Source organism: Pseudooceanicola sp. DL12, assembly GCF_056270665.1.
The window spans coordinates 751,740-770,139 of record NZ_CM149884.1 but is presented as its reverse complement, the minus strand read 5'-3'; the positions used below and the strand labels follow the sequence as shown (position 1 = coordinate 770,139).

The 18,400-nt window shown below is 66.5% G+C and carries 15 protein-coding genes; 12 read left to right on the top strand and 3 right to left on the bottom strand.

Going from position 1 to position 18,400, the window contains the following annotated elements:
* Nucleotides 1-95: 95 nt before the first annotated feature.
* Both rhaS and AC0WR5_RS03555 read right to left on the bottom strand, forming a co-directional pair.
* Nucleotides 96-1,088: a rhamnose ABC transporter substrate-binding protein gene (gene rhaS / locus AC0WR5_RS03560; protein ID WP_475866968.1), complete on the bottom strand. Its 993-nt coding sequence runs from the start codon at nucleotides 1,086-1,088 to the stop codon at nucleotides 96-98.
* Between the two features lie 74 nt (nucleotides 1,089-1,162).
* The gene (locus tag AC0WR5_RS03555) at nucleotides 1,163-1,966 is read right to left on the bottom strand and encodes a DeoR/GlpR family DNA-binding transcription regulator (RefSeq protein WP_475866966.1); all 804 of its coding nucleotides are present in this window, start codon (nucleotides 1,964-1,966) and stop codon (nucleotides 1,163-1,165) included.
* 185 nt (nucleotides 1,967-2,151) lie between these two features.
* On the opposite strand from AC0WR5_RS03555, the gene AC0WR5_RS03550 reads away from it, so the two are divergent.
* Both AC0WR5_RS03550 and rhaI read left to right on the top strand, forming a co-directional pair.
* Nucleotides 2,152-4,257 carry a bifunctional rhamnulose-1-phosphate aldolase/short-chain dehydrogenase gene (locus tag AC0WR5_RS03550; protein ID WP_475866964.1) on the top strand — a complete coding sequence of 702 codons (2,106 nt, stop codon included), beginning with the start codon at nucleotides 2,152-2,154 and terminating at the stop codon, nucleotides 4,255-4,257.
* A 139-nt stretch (nucleotides 4,258-4,396) separates the two neighbouring features.
* On the top strand, nucleotides 4,397-5,671 hold the full coding sequence (gene rhaI, locus AC0WR5_RS03545) for an L-rhamnose catabolism isomerase (RefSeq protein ID WP_475866962.1): 1,275 nt from the start codon (nucleotides 4,397-4,399) through the stop codon (nucleotides 5,669-5,671).
* 42 nt (nucleotides 5,672-5,713) lie between these two features.
* On the opposite strand, the gene AC0WR5_RS03540 is transcribed toward rhaI, so the two are convergent.
* A complete protein-coding gene (locus AC0WR5_RS03540) occupies nucleotides 5,714-6,631 on the bottom strand; it encodes a LysR family transcriptional regulator (RefSeq protein WP_475866960.1) in 918 nt (305 codons plus the stop codon).
* Nucleotides 6,632-6,792: 161 nt separating this feature from the next.
* Between AC0WR5_RS03540 and chvE the strand changes: the two genes are divergently transcribed.
* The 10 genes from chvE to AC0WR5_RS03490 all read left to right on the top strand — a co-directional run bounded on the left by chvE (nucleotide 6,793) and on the right by AC0WR5_RS03490 (nucleotide 18,399).
* On the top strand, nucleotides 6,793-7,845 hold the full coding sequence (gene chvE, locus AC0WR5_RS03535) for a multiple monosaccharide ABC transporter substrate-binding protein (RefSeq protein WP_475866958.1): 1,053 nt from the start codon (nucleotides 6,793-6,795) through the stop codon (nucleotides 7,843-7,845).
* A gap of 132 nt (nucleotides 7,846-7,977) precedes the next feature.
* Entirely contained in the window at nucleotides 7,978-9,543 is a 1,566-nt protein-coding gene (gene mmsA / locus AC0WR5_RS03530) for a multiple monosaccharide ABC transporter ATP-binding protein (RefSeq protein WP_475866956.1), read from the top strand.
* A gap of 12 nt (nucleotides 9,544-9,555) precedes the next feature.
* Nucleotides 9,556-10,749, top strand: a complete 1,194-nt coding sequence (gene mmsB, locus AC0WR5_RS03525) for a multiple monosaccharide ABC transporter permease (RefSeq protein WP_475866954.1) — start codon at nucleotides 9,556-9,558, stop codon at nucleotides 10,747-10,749.
* A gap of 87 nt (nucleotides 10,750-10,836) precedes the next feature.
* Nucleotides 10,837-12,582 carry an L-arabinonate dehydratase gene (gene araD, locus AC0WR5_RS03520; protein WP_475866952.1) on the top strand — a complete coding sequence of 582 codons (1,746 nt, stop codon included), beginning with the start codon at nucleotides 10,837-10,839 and terminating at the stop codon, nucleotides 12,580-12,582.
* The gene (locus AC0WR5_RS03515) at nucleotides 12,582-13,508 is read left to right on the top strand and encodes a Gfo/Idh/MocA family protein (RefSeq protein ID WP_475866951.1); all 927 of its coding nucleotides are present in this window, start codon (nucleotides 12,582-12,584) and stop codon (nucleotides 13,506-13,508) included. Before araD ends, AC0WR5_RS03515 begins: the two co-directional genes overlap by 1 nt.
* 13 nt (nucleotides 13,509-13,521) lie before the next feature.
* Nucleotides 13,522-14,439 carry a dihydrodipicolinate synthase family protein gene (locus AC0WR5_RS03510; protein ID WP_475866949.1) on the top strand — a complete coding sequence of 306 codons (918 nt, stop codon included), beginning with the start codon at nucleotides 13,522-13,524 and terminating at the stop codon, nucleotides 14,437-14,439.
* Nucleotides 14,440-14,453: 14 nt separating this feature from the next.
* Entirely contained in the window at nucleotides 14,454-15,971 is a 1,518-nt protein-coding gene (locus tag AC0WR5_RS03505; RefSeq protein ID WP_475866947.1) for an aldehyde dehydrogenase (NADP(+)), read from the top strand.
* 3 nt (nucleotides 15,972-15,974) lie between these two features.
* Entirely contained in the window at nucleotides 15,975-16,892 is a 918-nt protein-coding gene (locus AC0WR5_RS03500; protein ID WP_475866945.1) for a 2-dehydro-3-deoxygalactonokinase, read from the top strand.
* 26 nt (nucleotides 16,893-16,918) lie between these two features.
* On the top strand, nucleotides 16,919-17,527 hold the full coding sequence (locus tag AC0WR5_RS03495; protein ID WP_475866944.1) for a 2-dehydro-3-deoxy-6-phosphogalactonate aldolase: 609 nt from the start codon (nucleotides 16,919-16,921) through the stop codon (nucleotides 17,525-17,527).
* The gene (locus AC0WR5_RS03490; RefSeq protein ID WP_475866943.1) at nucleotides 17,524-18,399 is read left to right on the top strand and encodes an SMP-30/gluconolactonase/LRE family protein; all 876 of its coding nucleotides are present in this window, start codon (nucleotides 17,524-17,526) and stop codon (nucleotides 18,397-18,399) included. Before AC0WR5_RS03495 ends, AC0WR5_RS03490 begins: the two co-directional genes overlap by 4 nt.
* Nucleotide 18,400: the final 1 nt, after the last annotated feature.

The window sequence follows — 18,400 nt, the reverse complement described above, 5'->3', positions numbered from 1 at the left end:
TCCGGAAATTTCGGGTGCGGGAGCGGTGCGGCCGGGATGCGGCCGGGGCAGTTCAACCGGGGGTGCGGGCGGCCCGGAGGCCGCCCGGAAGAGGATCAGAAGATGCTCTTGAACTCGTCGATGTTGGACGAGTCGTAGACGAAGGGATCGGCCATGGCGCCGGAGAGGTCGTCATCCAGCGTCAGCTCGCCCAGGCGCCCCATCGGGATGGTGCCGCCGGGGGTGGCCTCTGCCTCGCCCGAGGCGAGCTCGTAGGCGATCATCGTGGCGGCATAGCCGAGGTCGATCGGGTTCCAGATCGCGAAGGATTTCGACGCGCCGCTCTCGATGGCACCGGCCATTTCCGAGGGCAGGCCGAGGCCGGTCACGTTGACCTCGCCGATCTTGCCGGCGTCCTCGACCGCCTGGGCGGCGGCCACGATGCCCACGGAGGTGGGCGCGATGATCGCCTTGAGATCGGGGTAGGTCTGCAGCAGGCCGGTGGCCTCGCGGTAGGACTTGTCGGCCAGGTCATCGCCATAGACGGTGCCCACGACATTGATGCCGGGGTATTGGTCCATGACCTTGTTCATCTCCTCGATCCAGATGTTCTGGTTCGTCGAGGTGGTGGTGGCCGAGAGCACGGCGACGTCACCGCCCTCGGGCATGTTGTCGGCGGCGAGCTTGATGATCATGTTGCCGATCAGCGGGTTCGACGAGGGGTTCAGGTGCACCGAACGCCCCTCCGGCGCCACGCCCGAATCCCAGGAGATCACGGTGATGCCGCGCTGCATCGCCTTTTTCAGCGTCGGCACCAGGGCATCGGTGTCATTGGCGGAAACGGCGATGGCATCGACGTTCTGCGCGATCAGCGAGTTGATCACCTCGATCTGGCCCTCGGCCGTGGTCTCGGTGGGGCCGGTGTAGATGATCTCGACATTGCCGAGCTCGTCGGCGGCCTGCTGGGCGCCATCGGCGGCGGCCTCGAAGAAGCCGATGCCCAGCGCCTTGGCCACCAGCGCGATGCGCAGGTCCTCGGCCGAGGCGGCGCCGGCGCCCAGCGCCAGCGCGGATACGGCACCGAGCAGTACTTTCGTGAAATTACCCATGGTCTCTCCTCCCAATTGGATAGTCGTGTTTCAGGCCCCCTGCCCGCCTCCTCTGCGGGTGGTATGGCGGGCGTCTACGTCCCTGAGGCCTCCTGTCGCGTGGCACTTGCCGTGGCCACGGTCAGCTGTACGCCGGCGGCCTCGAGCATCGAGGCGGCACGGTCGGTTATTCCGTCGTCGGTGATCAGCCGGTCCACCCGCTCCAGCGGGCAGAGCACCAGCGAGGACCGGTTCTCGAACTTGCTGGAATCGGCCAGCACGACGAGTTCGTCGGCCTGCCCGATCAGCTTGTGCTCGGCCTGGATCAGCAGCGGGTCGGCCTCCATCAGGCCCAGCGGCCCGACCCCCTGCGCGCCCATGAACATGCGGCGGGCATAGAAATTGCGGGTGACGTCATTTTCGAAAGGCGACAGGACGATGTTCTGCTCGCGATAGATGACACCGCCCGACAGCAGGATGGTGTTCTTGGAATGCTTCAGCAGATGCTCCGCGATGGGAAAGCTGTTGGTGAAGATCTGCAGCCGGCGCGAGGCCAGCGGATGCACCATCTGGAAGGTGGTCGTGCCGCCGTTGATGATGATCGGCTCGCCATCCTCGCAGAGCTCGACCGCGGCGCGCGCGATTGCGCGTTTCTGAGCGATCCTGACGGTTTCGTTCACGGTGAAGGGCCGCCCGGCCAAGCCCGGGAACTGCGTGGGATGCAGCGCCTCGGCCCCGCCGCGCACCCGGCGCAGCTTCTTCTGCACGTGCAGCGCGGCGATATCCCGGCGGACGGTCGCCTCGGAGGCCCCGGTCAGCGCGCAAAGCTCTGGAACCGTGACCACGGGGCGTTCCTGCACCGCAGACAGGATGATCCTGTGACGCTCTTTCTCGTGCATGCTGGCTCCTCTCTCTTCGATCACTTTCGCAGAGGTTCAATCATTGTCAATCATAAATGATACAAAACTTTCATGCTGCAGCGCAGTATGATCAGTTATGATTGTTTGTGATTGACAATGAGCCAAACCCCTGACAGCCTTTTCCATGGAAACCGTTCTGTCAGGAACGCGTCGGAGGAACCAGCATGACAATTCACACCCCCGCAACCACGCGGCTCATCTCCAAGTGGGACGATGCCAGGGCCAGCGAGATGAGCGAAGCCGAAAAGCTGCTCTACCGGTCGAACCTGCTCGGCTCGGACAAGCGGATCACCAACTACGGTGGCGGCAATACCTCGGCCAAGGCCATGGAGAAGGATCCGCTGACGGGCGAGATGGTCGAGGTGCTCTGGGTGAAGGGATCGGGCGGTGATGTGGGCTCGATCAGGATGGACGGGTTCTCGACGCTCTACATGAGCAAGCTGCAGGCGCTGAAGGGCCTCTATCGCGGGGTGGAGTTCGAGGACGAGATGGTGGGCTACCTGCCCCACTGCACCTTCAACCTGAACCCGCGCGCGGCCTCGATCGACACGCCCCTGCACGCCTATGTGCCGAAAAAGCACGTCGATCACATGCACCCCGACGCGATCATCGCCATTGCCGCCTCGAAGAACTCGAAGGAGCTGACCGAGCAGATCTTCGGCGATCGCATCGGCTGGCTGCCCTGGAAGAAGCCGGGCTACGAGCTGGGGCTCTGGCTGGAGAAATTCTGCCTCGAGAACCCCGAGGCCGAGGGCGTGGTGCTTGAAAGCCATGGCCTCTTCACCTGGGCCGATGACGCAAGGGAATGCTATGGCCTGACGCTCGACATCATCAACACCGCCATCGCGTTCTTCGAAAAGGAAACCTCGGGCATAGAGGCCTTTGGCGGCGCGGTGCACGAGAGCCTGCCGGCCGCCGAGCGCCGCGCCGTTGCGGCGAAACTGATGCCGGCGATCCGCGGCATGGTCTCGGGCAAGCAGCACATGGTGGGCCATTTCGAGGACAGCGCCGCGGTGCTGGAATTCGTCAATGCCCGCAACATGGGCGCGCTGGCGGCGCTCGGCACCTCCTGCCCCGATCACTTCCTGCGCACCAAGATCCGCCCGCTGGTGGTCGATTTCGACCCGGCAAAGGGCAATATCGACGAGGTCCTCGCGGGCCTGCCGGCGCAGGTCGCCGCCTACCGCGAGGATTACGCGGCCTATTACGAACGCTGCAGGCATGACAATTCGCCGGCCCTGCGCGACGCCAACGCGGTGGTCTACCTGGTGCCGGGCGTGGGCATGATCACCTTTGCCAAGGACAAGGCCACGGCGCGGATCTCGGGCGAGTTCTACGTCAACGCCATCAACGTGATGCGCGGCGCCTCCGCCGTCAGCGAATACTGCGGCCTGCCCGAGCAGGAGGCCTTCGACATCGAGTACTGGCTGCTCGAAGAGGCCAAGCTGCAGCGCATGCCGGCACCCAAGAGCATGGCCGGGCGGGTGGCGCTCGTCACCGGCGGCGCCGGCGGCATCGGCGCGGCCACCGCCGCGCGCTACCTCGCCGAGGGGGCCTGCGTGATGCTGGCCGATATCGACGAGGGCGCGCTCGAGAGCACCAAGGCCGCGCTCGCGGGGCGCCATTCCGCCGACGTGGTGCGCACGGTGGCGATGAACGTCACCGACGAGGCCGCCGTTGCCGCCGCCTACGGCGAGATCGCGGTGGAATTCGGCGGCGTCGACGTGCTGGTCTCCAATGCCGGCATCGCCTCCTCGGCCCCCGTCGAGGAGACCTCGCTGGAGCTCTGGAACCGCAACATGTCGATCCTCTCCACCGGCTACTTCCTGGTTTCGCGCGAGGCCTTCAAGCTGATGCGCACCCAGGCCATGGGCGGCGCGGTTGTCTTCGTGGCCTCCAAGAACGGCCTGGCGGCCAGCCCCAATGCCTCGGCCTATTGCACCGCCAAGGCGAGCGAGCTGCACCTGGCGCGCTGCCTGGCGCTCGAGGGCGCCGAGGCCGGCATCCGCGTCAACGTGGTGAACCCCGACGCGGTGCTGCGCGGCTCGAAGATCTGGGAGGGCGAATGGCTCGACCAGCGGGCCAGCACCTATGGCACCGACAAGGAGGGCCTCGAGGAGATGTACCGCAACCGCTCGATGCTGAAGCGCTCGGTGCTGCCCGAGGACATCGCCGAGGCGGCCTATTTCCTGGCCTCCGAGAAATCGGCAAAATCCACCGGCAACATCCTCAACGTCGATGCCGGCAACAAGGAAGCCTTCACCCGCTGAGGCGCCCCAGGGGGGGGAGCGCACCGCCGCTCCCGTCATCTGGCCAGAAATATCCCGGGGGAGTCGCGCCCCGCGCGACGGGGGCAGAGCCCCCCTCCCCGCCCCCGGCAACGAGACCTGATTCATGGGAGGAGAAACCATGTTCGACCAGGACAATATCGCCGCCTCCAACGGCGCCGCCGAAGAGGCCCTGCGCCGCGACTACGATGCATTGGGCGACAAGCTCGCCCGGACCGGCATCGAGATCGAGGCGATCAAGGAGCGCGCCATGGGCTTTGCCGTGGCCGTGCCCAGCTGGGGCACCGGCACCGGGGGCACGCGGTTCGCGCGCTTTCCCGGCCCCGGCGAGCCGCGCCACATCTTCGACAAGCTCGACGACTGCGGGGTGATCCAGGCGCTGACCCGCGCCACGCCTTCGGTCAGCCTGCACATCCCCTGGGACAGGGCGCCGGTGGGCGACCTGCTGGCCAAGGCCGAAGAGGTGGGCATCACCTTCGACGCGATGAATTCCAACACCTTCCAGGATCAGCCGGACCAGGCGCATAGCTACAAGTACGGCTCGCTCTCGCATGTAGACGCGGCGACGCGCGCCCAGGCGGTGGAGCACAACCTCGAGACCATCGAGATCGGCACTGCGCTGGGATCGAAGGCCCTGACGGTCTGGATCGGGGATGGCGCCAATTTCCCCGGCCAGACCCACATGGGCAGGCAGTTCGACCGTTACCTCGCCTCGATGAAGGAGATCTATGCCGGCCTGCCCGAGGACTGGCGGATCTTCTCCGAGCACAAGATCTACGAGCCGGCCTTCTATTCCACCGTGGTGCAGGACTGGGGCACCAGCCTGATGATCGCGCAGGAACTGGGCGAAAAGGCCGCCTGCCTGGTGGATCTGGGCCACCACGCGCCCAACGTGAACATCGAGATGATCGTCAGCCGGCTGATCCGCGCCGGCCGCCTCGGCGGGTTCCATTTCAACGACAGCAAGTACGGCGACGACGACCTCGACAGCGGCACGATCGAGCCCTACCGGCTGTTCCTGGTCTGGAACGAGCTGGTGGATGCCGAGGGCACCCCCGGCCTCGACCTGAGCCACATGATCGACCAGAGCCACAACGTGACCGACCCGATCGAGAGCCTGATGGTCTCGGCGATGGAGATCCAGCGCGCCTATGTGCAGGCAAGCCTGGTCGACCGGGTGGCGCTGGCCGGCTACCAGGAGGAGAACGACGCGCTGATGGCCTCGGCCACCCTGCGCGCGGCCTTCCGCACCGATGTCGAGCCGATCCTGGCCATGGCGCGGCTGGAGGCGGGCGGCGCCATCGACCCGGTCATGGCCTATCGCGCCAGCGGCTACCGGGCGCAGGTCGCCGGCATCCGGCCCCCGGTCAGCGGCGCGGGCGGCGGCATCGTGTGATCGGCATTGTCTGAAGGCATCCCGTGACGGGCTGCGACGGGCTCAGATCCGCCGCAGCACCTCCTTCAGCACCCGGTCCGAGGCGCGGGGCAGCTCTCGGCCGCGGTTGGCCAGCACGTAATAGGGCGAGACGGTGATCTTCTGCTGCAGGTCGAGCACCGAGAGCCGGGCGCCGAGATTGTCGGAGGTCAGCACCTCGGCCACTTCCTCGGACTGCGGCGAGATCACATCCGAGCGTGCCAGCAGCGAGAGCACGATCAGCAGCGAAGAGCTGTTGTTGACGTTGCGCGGCACCGGGGTGGCGCTGTCGAGAAAGGCGGTTTCCACCGCCTGGCGGATCGGCGAGCCGCGTTCCTGCACCACCCATTCATAGGGCGTGAGCGCCTCGAGCGTGAGGCCCCTCTGCCCGGCAAGCGGGTGCGATTCGCGCACCAGCATGGCGACATCCTCGGTGCGGGCGGGATAGACATCGAACTCGGAACTGTCGTGATCCTGCGTCAGCCGCGCGATGACGAAGTCGAAGCGCCCCTCGCTGAGGCCGCGCACCAGGGTGACCGAGGGGCTGACCTCGATCGTGGCCTCGATGTCTGGGCTCTCTTCCTTTACCTTGCGGATGGCGGGCATCAGGATGCCCATGGCGGGCCCGGTGACGGCACCCACCCGGATCTCGCCCGAGCTGCCGATGTTCAGGTTCGAGACCTCGGTCTGAAGATCGTCGAGCTCTGACAGTATCACCCTGACATGACGCAGAAAAACCTGCCCCACCGGGGTCGGCTCCATCCAGCGGGGATGGCGGATGAAAAGCGGTGCCCCGGCCTCGGATTCGATCTCGGCCAGCATCCGCGAGGCCGCGGGCTGGGAGATGGCCAGGGCATCGGCGGCGAGTTGCAGCTTTTGCAGCCGGGCGATCTCGAAGATCAGCCGCAGGTGCATCGGCTTCATGCGGCGGGGCAGGTCCATCACAATCTCCATAACATATTTGGTATGTTAATCTCTGATAATAGAATTTTACAGATATGTATATCTTTGAGTACGCAAGAGCTGGTTGAGGAGACCAGCCGTGACTGACGCACCGGAGCACAGATGCCCGGTCCGGTCCGGCGCACAACGTGGAGGAGATCATGATCTTCAAGAAACTTGCGGCCATTTCGGCCGTCGCTCTCATGTGCTCTGTCGGCCCCGCGGCCGCCGAGCTTGTCGGGATTTCGATGCCCACCAAATCGTCCGCCCGCTGGATTTCCGACGGCGACTCGATGGTGAAGCAGTTCCAGGATGCGGGCTATGACACCATCCTGCAGTACGCAGAGGACGACATTCCGAACCAGCTGGCCCAGATCGAGAACATGATCACCCGCGGCGTCGACGTCCTGGTGATCGCGTCCATCGACGGCACCACCCTGACCAACGCGCTGGAGAACGCCTATTACGCGGATATCCCGGTGGTGGCCTATGACCGCCTGATCCGCGACAGCGAGCATGTCAGCTACTACGCCACCTTCGACAACTTCCAGGTCGGCGTCCTGCAGGCGAACTCGCTGGTGAAGGGCCTGGAAGAGCGCTTCCCCGACGCGGAAACCTGGAACGTCGAACTGTTCGGCGGCAGCCCGGACGACAACAACGCCTACTTCTTCTACAACGGCGCGATGTCGGTGCTGCAACCGCTGATCGACAGCGGCAAGATCACCGTGGTCTCCGGGCAGGAGGGCATGGACCAGGTCGGTACCCTGCGCTGGGACGGTGCCGTGGCACAGGCCCGCATGGATAACCTGCTGTCGGCGAACTACACCGACAAGCCGGTGCATGGCGTGCTGTCGCCCTACGACGGTTTGTCCATCGGCATCCTCAGCTCTCTCAAGGGCGTGGGCTACGGCTCTGGCGACATGCCGATGCCGATCGTCACCGGCCAGGACGCCGAGCTGCCCTCGATCAAGTCGATCATCGCCGGCGAACAGTACTCCAGCATCTTCAAGGATACCCGTGAACTGGCCCGCGTGACCGTGGGCATGGTGCAGGCCCTGCTGGAAGACTCGGAGCCCGAGATCAACGACACCGAGACCTACGACAACGGCAAGAAGATCGTGCCGTCCTACCTGCTTGAGCCCGTCACCGTCGACGGCAGCAACTGGAAAGAGATCGTGGTCGAAAGCGGCTACTACAGCCCCGACCAGTTCTGATCCCGCAGGCATGAACAGGCGCGGCCGGAGATCCTTTCGGCCCGCCATGATCCGCCGCCCTGCCCCCTGGGCCACAGGCCGGGGCACCGCGCGGCGGATCCCATCCTCCCCAAGAATGCAAAAGGCAAAGCCATGACTTCTTTGCTTGAAATGCGCTCCATCACCAAGGAATTCCCCGGCGTGAAGGCGCTCGACAACGTCAACCTGACGGTGGCCGAGGGCGAGATCCACGCGATCTGCGGCGAGAACGGCGCCGGGAAATCCACGCTGATGAAAGTGCTCTCCGGCGTCTACCCCGCCGGCACCTATGACGGCGAAATCCACTATGACGGCAAGCTGGCCGAGTTCGCGAACATTTCCGACAGCGAACACCGTGGCATCATCATCATCCACCAGGAGCTGGCGCTGGTGCCGCTGCTGTCGATCGCCGAGAACATCTTTCTCGGCAACGAGCGCGCCCACCGCGGCGTCATCGACTGGCGCGAGACCTTCAGCCGCACCGGCGAGCTGCTGAAGAAGGTCGGCCTGACCGAGAGCCCCGGCACGCTGGTCGACAGCCTGGGCGTGGGCAAGCAGCAGCTGGTCGAGATCGCCAAGGCGCTGTCGAAGGACGTGCGCCTGCTGATCCTGGACGAGCCGACCGCAGCCCTGTCCGAGCATGACAGCCAGGCCCTGCTGGACCTGATGCTGGAGCTGAAGGCCCAGGGCGTGACGCAGATCATCATCAGCCACAAGCTGAACGAGGTGCGCCGCGTGGCCGACAGCGTGACGGTGATCCGCGACGGCTCGACCGTCAGCAGCATGAACACCCGCAGCGACGACATCACCGAGGACCGCATCGTGCGCGACATGGTGGGCCGCGACATGTCCGACCGCTATCCCCCGCGCGAGGCACGCGCCGGCGAGATGATCATGGAGGTCGAGGGCTGGAACGTCTGGCACCCCGATCACGCCGACCGGCAGGTGATCCGCAACGCCAGCTTCAACGTCCGTGCGGGCGAGGTGGTGGGCATCGCCGGGCTGATGGGCTCGGGGCGCACCGAGCTTGCCATGTCGATCTTCGGCCAGAGCTATGGCCGCAACATCAGCGGCGAGGTCAGGATGCACGGCCAGTCGGTGAACGTGTCGGACGTGGGCCGCGCCATCGATGCGGGCCTGGCCTATGTGACCGAGGACCGCAAGAGCCTTGGCCTGGTGCTGGAAGAGACCATCGTGAAGAACACCACGCTGGCACACCTGGAGGGTGTGTCGAAGCGCGGCGTGCTGGACGAGACGAAGGAAACCGAGGTGGCCGAGGGCTATCGGCGGGCGATGAATATCCGTACGCCCAGCGTTTTCCAGAAGGTGATGAACCTCTCGGGCGGCAACCAGCAGAAGGTCGTGCTGTCGAAATGGCTGTTCGCGGAGCCCGAGGTGCTGATCCTCGACGAGCCGACGCGCGGCATCGACGTGGGCGCGAAATTCGAGATCTACGGGATCATCAATGACCTGAGCGCACAGGGCAAGGGGGTGCTGATGATCAGCTCCGAGATGCCCGAACTGCTGGGCATGTGCGACCGGATCTACGTGATGAACGAGGGGGCCCTGGTCGGCGAACTGACCGCCGCAGAGGCCAGCCAGGAAAAGATCATGTCGATGATCGTGACCGATGTGGTCGACGAGCACGTCGACGAGCCCGCCATGGGCGCAGCGGAATAGGGAGTGGGAAACGTGGAACTCGCTGAGAAGAACAACGAGAGCGGCGGCAAGGGCCTGGGCGAATACCTGGCCGGCCACCTGAGGGAATACGGGCTGCTGGTGGCGCTGATCGCCATCATGCTGTTTTTCCAGGTCGTCACCGACGGCACGCTGCTGAAACCTGTCAACATCACCAACCTGTTCCTGCAGAACAGCTATATCATCATCATGGCGCTCGGCATGCTGATCGTCATCGTGGCGGGCCATATCGACCTGTCGGTCGGCTCCGTCATGGGCTTTGTCGGCGCGCTGGCCGCCGTGATGATCGTCAACTGGGGCTGGCCGGTCTGGGCCACCATCCCCGCCTGCCTGGTCATGGGCGTGGCCATCGGCGCCTGGCAGGGCTACTGGGTTGCCTACTGGAAGATCCCGGCCTTCATCGTGACACTGGCGGGCATGCTGGTGTTCCGCGGCCTGTCGCTGTGGCTGCTGGAAGGCCAGTCCGTGGGCCCCTTCCCGCGCAGCTTCCAGTCGCTCTCCACCGGCTTCATCCCCGATTTCTTCGGCACCGGGCGGCCCAATGGCACCGCCCTGGCCGCCGGGGTGATCGCCGCCGTGCTGATCCTGTGGATGGGCCTGCGCCAGCGCGCCCGCAACGCGAAGTTCGGCACCGAGGACGAGCCGATGATCTTCTTCGTGATCCGCAACTTCATCATCTGCGGCGCGCTGCTCTACGTCACCTGGAAGCTGGCCTGGTTCCGCGGCCTGCCCAACGTGCTGATCTCGATGGTGCTGCTGACGGTCGTCTATGCCTTCATCACCCAGAGCACCGTGCTGGGCCGCCGGATCTATGCCCTGGGCGGCAACGAGAAGGCCGCAAAGCTCTCGGGCATCAAGACCGAGCGGCTGACCTTCCTCAGCTTCGTCAACATGGGGCTGCTGGCGGCGCTGGCGGGGCTGATCTTTGCCGCGCGGCTGAACACCGCCACCCCCAAGGCCGGTTTCGCGGTCGAGCTCGACGTGATCGCGGCGGTCTTCATCGGCGGCGCCTCGATGTCGGGCGGATCGGGCAAGATCGTCGGCGCGGTGGTCGGCGCCTTCATCATGGGCGTGATGAACAACGGCATGTCGATCATGGGGATCGGCATCGACTATCAGCAGATCATCAAGGGTCTGGTGCTGCTCGCCGCCGTCTTCTTCGACGTCTATCAGAAGAACAAGGGCTAGGACGTGCCCGGCCCTCCTCGCGGCATCCGCCGCGGAGAGGGCACCACGCCCTTCCCCGCAAGTCCCAAGGTATCAAGGTACACCAAAATGACGTTCAAACCCGCCCAATGGCCCCGCAAGCTGCGTTCGCAGGAATGGTATGGCGGCAATTCGCGCGACACGATCTATCACCGCGGCTGGATGAAGAACCAGGGCTATCCGCATGATCTGTTCGACGGGCGGCCTATCATCGGCATCATGAACACCTGGTCCGACCTGACACCCTGCAACGGCCACCTGCGCGAACTGGCCGAAAAGGTGAAGGCCGGCATCTGGGAGGCCGGCGGCTTCCCCGTCGAGGTGCCCGTCTTCTCGGCCTCGGAAAACACCTTCCGCCCCACGGCGATGATGTTCCGCAACCTCGCCGCCCTGTCGATCGAGGAACAGATGCGCGGCCAGCCCATCGACGGCTGCGTGCTGATGGTGGGCTGCGACAAGACCACCCCCAGCCTGTTGATGGCGGCGGCCAGCTGCGACGTACCCTCCATCGTCGTCACCGGCGGGCCGATGCTGAACGGCTATTTCCGCGGCGAACGCGTGGGCTCGGGCACCCACCTCTGGAAGTTCTCGGAGGCGGTGAAGGCCGGCGAGATGACCCAGGAGGAATTCCTCGAGGCCGAGGCGGGCATGTCGCGCTCGACCGGCACCTGCAACACCATGGGCACGGCCAGCACCATGGCCTCGATGGCCGAGGCGCTCGGCATGGCGCTCTCGGGCAATGCCGCGATCCCGGCGGTCGACTCGCGCCGCCGCGTGATGGCGCAGATGTCGGGCCGGCGCATCGTGCAGATGGTCAAGGACGACATGAAGCCCTCCGACATCATGACGAAGGAGGCCTTTGAAAACGCGATCCGCACCAATGGCGCCATCGGCGGTTCGACCAATGCAGTGATCCACCTGCTGGCCATCGCGGGCCGGGTGCAGGGCGTCGACCTGACGCTCGACGACTGGGACCGCTGCGGCCGCGACGTGGAGACCATCGTGAACCTGATGCCCTCGGGCAAGTACCTGATGGAAGAGTTCTTCTATGCCGGTGGCCTGCCCGTGGTGATCAAGCGCCTGGGCGAGGCCGGCCTGTTGCACAAGGACGCCCTGACCGTCTCCGGCGAGACGATCTGGGACGAGGTGAAGGACGTCATGAACCACAATGACGACGTGATCCTGCCGGTGGGCAAGGGGCTGACGCAGCATGGCGGCATCGCCGTGCTGAAGGGCAACCTGGCGCCGCTGGGCGCGGTGCTGAAACCCTCTGCCGCCTCGGAACACCTGATGCAGCACCGGGGCCGCGCCGTCGTCTTCGAGGACATCGACGACTACAAGGCCAAGATCAACGATCCCGACCTGGACATCGACGAGACCTGCGTGATGGTCCTGAAGAACTGCGGGCCCAAGGGCTATCCGGGCATGTCGGAGGTGGGCAACATGGGCCTGCCGCCGAAGGTGCTGCAGAAGGGGATCACCGACATGGTGCGGATCTCGGATGCGCGGATGTCTGGCACGGCCTATGGCACCGTGGTGCTGCACACCTCGCCCGAGGCCGCTGCCGGGGGCCCGCTGGCCGTGGTGCGCAATGGCGACATGATCGAGCTCGACGTGCCGGGGCGGTCGATCCACCTCGATATCTCCGAAGAGGAGCTGGCCGCGCGCCTGGCGGAATGGACGCCCAGCCACGACCAGTTCGAGAGCGGCTATGGCTGGCTGCACCAGCAGCACGTGCAAGGCGCGGATACCGGCGCCGACCTCGATTTCCTGAAGGGGTGCCGCGGCAATGCGGTCGGAAAGGACGCGCACTGATGAAACTCGCGCTTGTTGGAATTGGCAAGATCGCGGTGGATCAGCACGTGCCCAGCCTCGCCGCCTCGGCGGACTGGGAGCTCTCTGCGACGGTCTCTCGCCACGGCACGGTCGAGGGTGTGCCCGCCTATTCGGATTTCGACGCCATGCTGGCCGAGAACCCCGATATCGGCACGGTCTCGCTCTGCCTGCCGCCGGTGCCGCGGTTCGACTACGCGGCAAAGGCCATCGCGGCCGGGCGTCACGTGATGCTGGAAAAGCCGCCGGGCGCCACCCTCTCGGAGGTCCAGGCCCTCAGCGACATGGCCGCGGCGGCGGGCGTCACGCTCTATGCCACCTGGCACTCGCGCGAGGCCGACAAGGTCGATGCCGCGCGCGACTGGCTGGCGGACAAGGCACTGAAATCGCTGACGGTCACCTGGAAGGAAGACGTGCGGCGCTGGCACCCGGGCCAGGACTGGATCTTCGAGGCCGGCGGCCTGGGCGTATTCGATCCCGGCATCAACGCGCTCTCCATCGTCACCAAGATCCTGCCCGATCCGATCCACCTGGAGGCCGCGGCGCTGCATTTCCCGGAAAACCGGCAGGCGCCGATTGCCGCCGATCTTGCCTTTTTCCACCCCGGTGGGGCGGATGTGACGGCGGTCTTCGACTTCCTGCAGGAGGGCGAACAGACCTGGTCGATCGAGGCGGTGACAGAGGCCGGCACGATGCTGCTGACCCACGGCGGTGCCAAGATGTTCATCGACGGCGTCGAACAGGGCCAGTCCGAGGACGGGCTCTCCGGCGAATACCCCCGCCTTTACGCCAACATGGCCGCCCTCGTGCGTGCAGGGCAGAGCGAGGTCGACCTCGCCCCCATGCGCCACGTGGCCGATGCCTTCCTGCTTGGTCGTCGCGAGACGACAGACCCCTTCGAGTTTTGAGAAAGGACCGACAGTGAAAACGCCCCTTACCGGCATCCTGCCCGTCGCCCCCACCCCCTTCCACGCCGATGGCCGCGTCGACGAAGACGGCATGCGCCGCGTGCTCGACCTGCTGATCGACCAGGGCGTGGATGCCATCTGCATCCTGGCCAATTACTCCGAGCAATTCGTGCTGTCGGACGAGGAACGCGCCCTGCTGACGCGGATCTCTATCGAACATGTCGCGGGCCGGGTGCCGGTGATCGTGACGATCAGCCATTTCTCGACCGCCATCGTGGTGGAGCGGGCGAAATACGTCGAGAGCCTGGGCGGCGCCATGGTGATGATGATGCCGCCCTATCACGGCGTGGGCCTGGTGCCGGCGGCCGAGGGAATCTTCGAGCATTTCGCCGCCGTATCGGAGGCGATCAGCATCCCGATCATGATCCAGGACGCGCCGCTCTCGGGGGTGACCCTGCCGGTGCCGCTGCTGGTCAAGATGGCGAGCGAGCTGGAGCAGGTGAGCTATTTCAAGATCGAGACGCCCTTTGCCGCAGACAAGCTGGCGGCGCTGATCGAGGCCGGTGGCGACCACATCGTCGGGCCCTTCGACGGCGAGGAGGCGGTGACGCTGCTGGCCGACCTGGACGCGGGTTGCACGGGCACGATGACATCGGGGATGTTCCCCGAGATGATCCGCCCTATCGTTACCCACTACCTGGCCGGCGACAAGGACGCCGCGCTGGAACAGTGGAAGCTCTGCATGCCGCTGATCAACCACGAGAACCGTCAGTGCGGGTTGCGCGCCTGCAAGACGGTCTATGCCGCCGGGGGCGTGATCGGATCCGATTATGTCCGCCATCCCCTGAAACCCATGTCCCCGCGCACGAAGGACCGGCTCCTCCAGCTTGCCGGTGACCTAGACATCATGGCGCTGCGCTGGGGCAAGTGAGAGAGGTACCACCCATGACCTTCAAACCCCATGGCAAGCATCTGATTGCCGGCGACTGGGTCGCCACGGATGCAAAATTCACCTCGAAACCCGTCACCGGCGAGGCCGAGAGCTTTTCCGTCGGCAATGCCGATCTGGTGAACGCGGCCGTGCTGGCCGCCGAGGAGGCCTTCTGGGAATACGGCTATTCCTCGCGCGAGACGCGCGCGGCCTTTCTGAACGCCATAGCCGACGAGATCGAGGCGCGCGGCGAGAGCATCACCGCCATCGGCACCGCCGAAACCGGCCTGCCCGCCGGGCGCCTCGAGGGCGAGCGCGGTCGTACCACCGGCCAGCTGCGCCTGTTCGCGACGCATATCCTCAAGGGCGAATACCTCGACCGGCGCCATGACGTGGCCCTGCCCGACCGTCAGCCCCTGCCCCGCCCGGACATCCGGCTGATGCAGCGGCCCATCGGCCCGGTGGCCGTCTTCGGCGCCTCGAACTTCCCGCTGGCGTTTTCCACTGCCGGCGGCGACACCGCCAGCGCCCTGGCCGCCGGGTGCCCGGTCGTGGTCAAGGGCCACGAGGCGCATCCCGGCACTGCCGAGATCGTCGCCGAGGCGATCCATGCCGCGATCCGCTCCTGCGGGATGCATCCCGGCACCTTCTCGATGATCCACGGCGGCAGCTACGAGGTGGGCGGCGCGCTGGTGCAGCATCCGCTGATCAAGGCCGTCGGCTTCACCGGCAGCCTGCGTGGCGGCAAGGCGCTCTTCGATCTCTGCGCCGCACGCCCCGAGCCGATCCCCTTCTTCGGCGAGCTGGGCTCGGTGAACCCGATGTTCCTGCTGCCCGAGGCCATGGCCGCGCGTTCCGACGAGATCGCCGCCGGCTGGGCCGGGTCGCTGACCATGGGCGCGGGGCAGTTCTGCACCAACCCCGGCGTGCTCGTCGTGCTGGAGGACCAGGCCGAGAGCTTTACCGCCGTGGCCACCGCCGCGCTCGACAAGGTCGGGCCGCAGGCCATGCTGACCGAGGGCATCGCCGACGCCTATCGCAAGGGCCGCGAGACCATTGCCGCCCAGGCCGGCGTGCAGGAGGTGCTGACCTCCATGTGCGACCTGCGCAATGCCACGCCCTATGTCTTTGTCACCAGCGGCGATGACTGGCTGTCGAATGCCGCGCTCGGGCACGAGGTCTTCGGGCCGCTCGGCGTGATCGTCAAGGTGAAGGACACCGACCAGATGGTCGCCGTGGCCCACAGCCTCGAAGGGCAGCTGACCACCACGCTGATGATGGACGACGGCGATACCTCGCTGGCGCAGGTTCTGCTGCCGGTGCTGGAGCGCAAGGCCGGCCGGCTGCTGGTCAACGGCTATCCCACCGGCGTCGAGGTCTGCGATGCCATGGTGCATGGCGGCCCCTACCCGGCCTCCACCAACTTCGGCGCCACCTCGGTGGGCACGATGGCGATCCGCCGCTTCCTGCGCCCGGTCAGCTATCAGAACCTGCCCGAGGCCCTGCTGCCCGATGATCTGAAGGATCTCTGAGCCATGCAGCAGCCTCTTCGCATCACCGCCGAGTGGATCGCAGTGGACTGGGGCACGTCGAACCTCCGCCTCTGGGCCATCGGCCGGGGCGGAGAGGTTCTGGCCGAACGCAGCTCCGGCGACGGGATGGGCACGCTCGCGCCCTCCCGGTTCGAGCCGGCGCTGCTGGCGCTCTGCGACGACCTGCTCGATCCCGCGCGCCGCACCGAGGTGCTGATCTGCGGCATGGCGGGCGCCCGTCAGGGCTGGATCGAGGCGCCCTACAAGCCGGTGCCCTGCGTGCCGGCCAGCCGGCAGACCGTGCGGGCCCCCGCCCGGGATCCGCGCCTGTCGGTGCGCATCCTGCCCGGCCTGTCGCAATCGGATCCCGACGACGTCATGCGTGGCGAAGAGACCCAGATCGCGGGGTTCCTGGCCGGTCAGCCCGAGTTCGACGGCACGCTCTGCCTGCCCGGCACCCATTGCAAATGGGTGCGGGTGCAGGGCGGCGCGGTGCAGCACTTTCGCACCGCCATGACCGGAGAGCTGTTCGCGCTGATCTCGCAGCACTCGGTGCTGAAGCATTCGGTATCGGAGGAAGGCTTCTCCGAGAGCGCCTTTACCGCCGGGCTGGAGGTGGCCGCCACCCGCCCCGAGGCCATGCCGCTCGAGCTCTTCTCGATCCGTCCCGCCTCGCTGCTCTCGGGCACCGCGCCCGAGGCCGGGCGTGCGCGCCTCTCGGGGCTGCTGATCGGCTCGGAAGTGGCCGCCACCCGCGCCTTCTGGGAGGGGCTGCCGGTGGCCATCGTCGGCGCCCCCGCCATCGCCGCGCGCTATCTTCAGGCGCTGCGGCACTTCGGTGGCACTGCCACCATCAGCGATACCCCCGCACTGGCCTTGCAGGGCCTGCGCGCCGCCCATGCCAGCATGACCCCCGCCTGAGACAGCTGCCGGAAAGACCCGAACACATGACCCGCAACATCATCGCCATCCTGCGCGGCCTGCCGCCCGAGGATGCCCTGCCCGTCACCGAGGCCCTGATCGCCGCCGGCATCACCAGGATCGAGGTGCCGCTGAACTCGCCGCAGCCGCTGGTCTCGATCGCCGCGATGGCCCGGGAATTCGGTGACCAGGCGCTGATCGGGGCCGGCACCGTGCTGAGCGTGCGCGCCGTGGCCGACGTGCAGCAGGCCGGCGGCCGGCTGATCGTCTCGCCCGACATGAACCCCGAGGTGATCCGCGCCACCAAGACCTGCAACATGGCCTCCTATCCCGGGGTGATGACGCCGACGGAGTGCTTTGCCGCACTGCGCGCAGGCGCCGACGGGCTTAAGTTCTTTCCCGGCAGCCTGATCGGCCCGGCGGGCGTCAAGGCGGTCCGTGCCGTGCTGCCCCCCGAGACAGAGGTGCTGGCCGTCGGCGGCGCAGGCCCCGAGAACTTTGCCGAATGGTTCGCCGCCGGCATTTCCGGCTTCGGCATCGGCACGGCCCTTTACCGGCCCGGCGACAGCGCCGATACTGTCGGTGAACGGGCGGCGACAATCGTGGCCCGATACGACGAAGAGGCCCCCGCATGAGCGCACCCACGGCCCAGGCCGAGGCCCGGATCCACGATGCACGGCCCTGCCACCTCGGCGAGGGCGTCCTCTGGCATCCCGAGCGGCGACAGCTCTTCTGGTTCGACATCAACGGCAAGCGCCTGCTGTCTCAGGATCCGGGCCGCGGCACGGCGCTGGAATGGCAGTTCACCGAACACCATTCCGCCGCCGGCTGGGTGGACGAGGATACCCTGCTGCTGGCCTCCGAAACCGGGCTCTGGCGCTTCGACATCGCCAGTGGTGCGCGCGATCAGGTCCTGCCGCTGGAGGCCGAGCGCCCCCATACACGCTCGAACGACGGGCGGGCCGACCCGATGGGCGGCTTCTGGATCGGCACCATGGGCAAGCAGGCCGAGCGCGAGGCCGGCGCGATCTACCGCTTCTACCAGGGCCGAGTGACGCCGATCTTCCTCGGCATCACCATCCCCAACGCGATCTGCTTTGCCCCCGACGGACGCACCGCCTATTTTGCCGATACGCCGACCCGGCACATCCTGCGCCAGCCGCTCGATGCCGAGGGCTGGCCCGCGGGACAGCCCGAGCTGTTCATCGACCTGCGCTCCGAGAACAAGAACCCCGACGGCGCGGTGGTGGATTCCGAAGGCTACTTGTGGAACGCGCAATGGGGCGCCGGACGGGTGGCGCGCTATGCCCCCGACGGCAGCTTCGACCGCGCGGTCTCGGTGGGCGGGCGCCATGCCTCCTGCCCGGCATTCGGCGGGCCAGACCTGACCACGCTCTACGTCACCACCGCGCTCGAGGACATCGAGGATCCCGATGCGGCGCAGGGGCTGCTCTATCACTGCGAGGCCGGCGTGCGCGGCCAGGCCGAGCACCGCGTGGTGCTGTGAC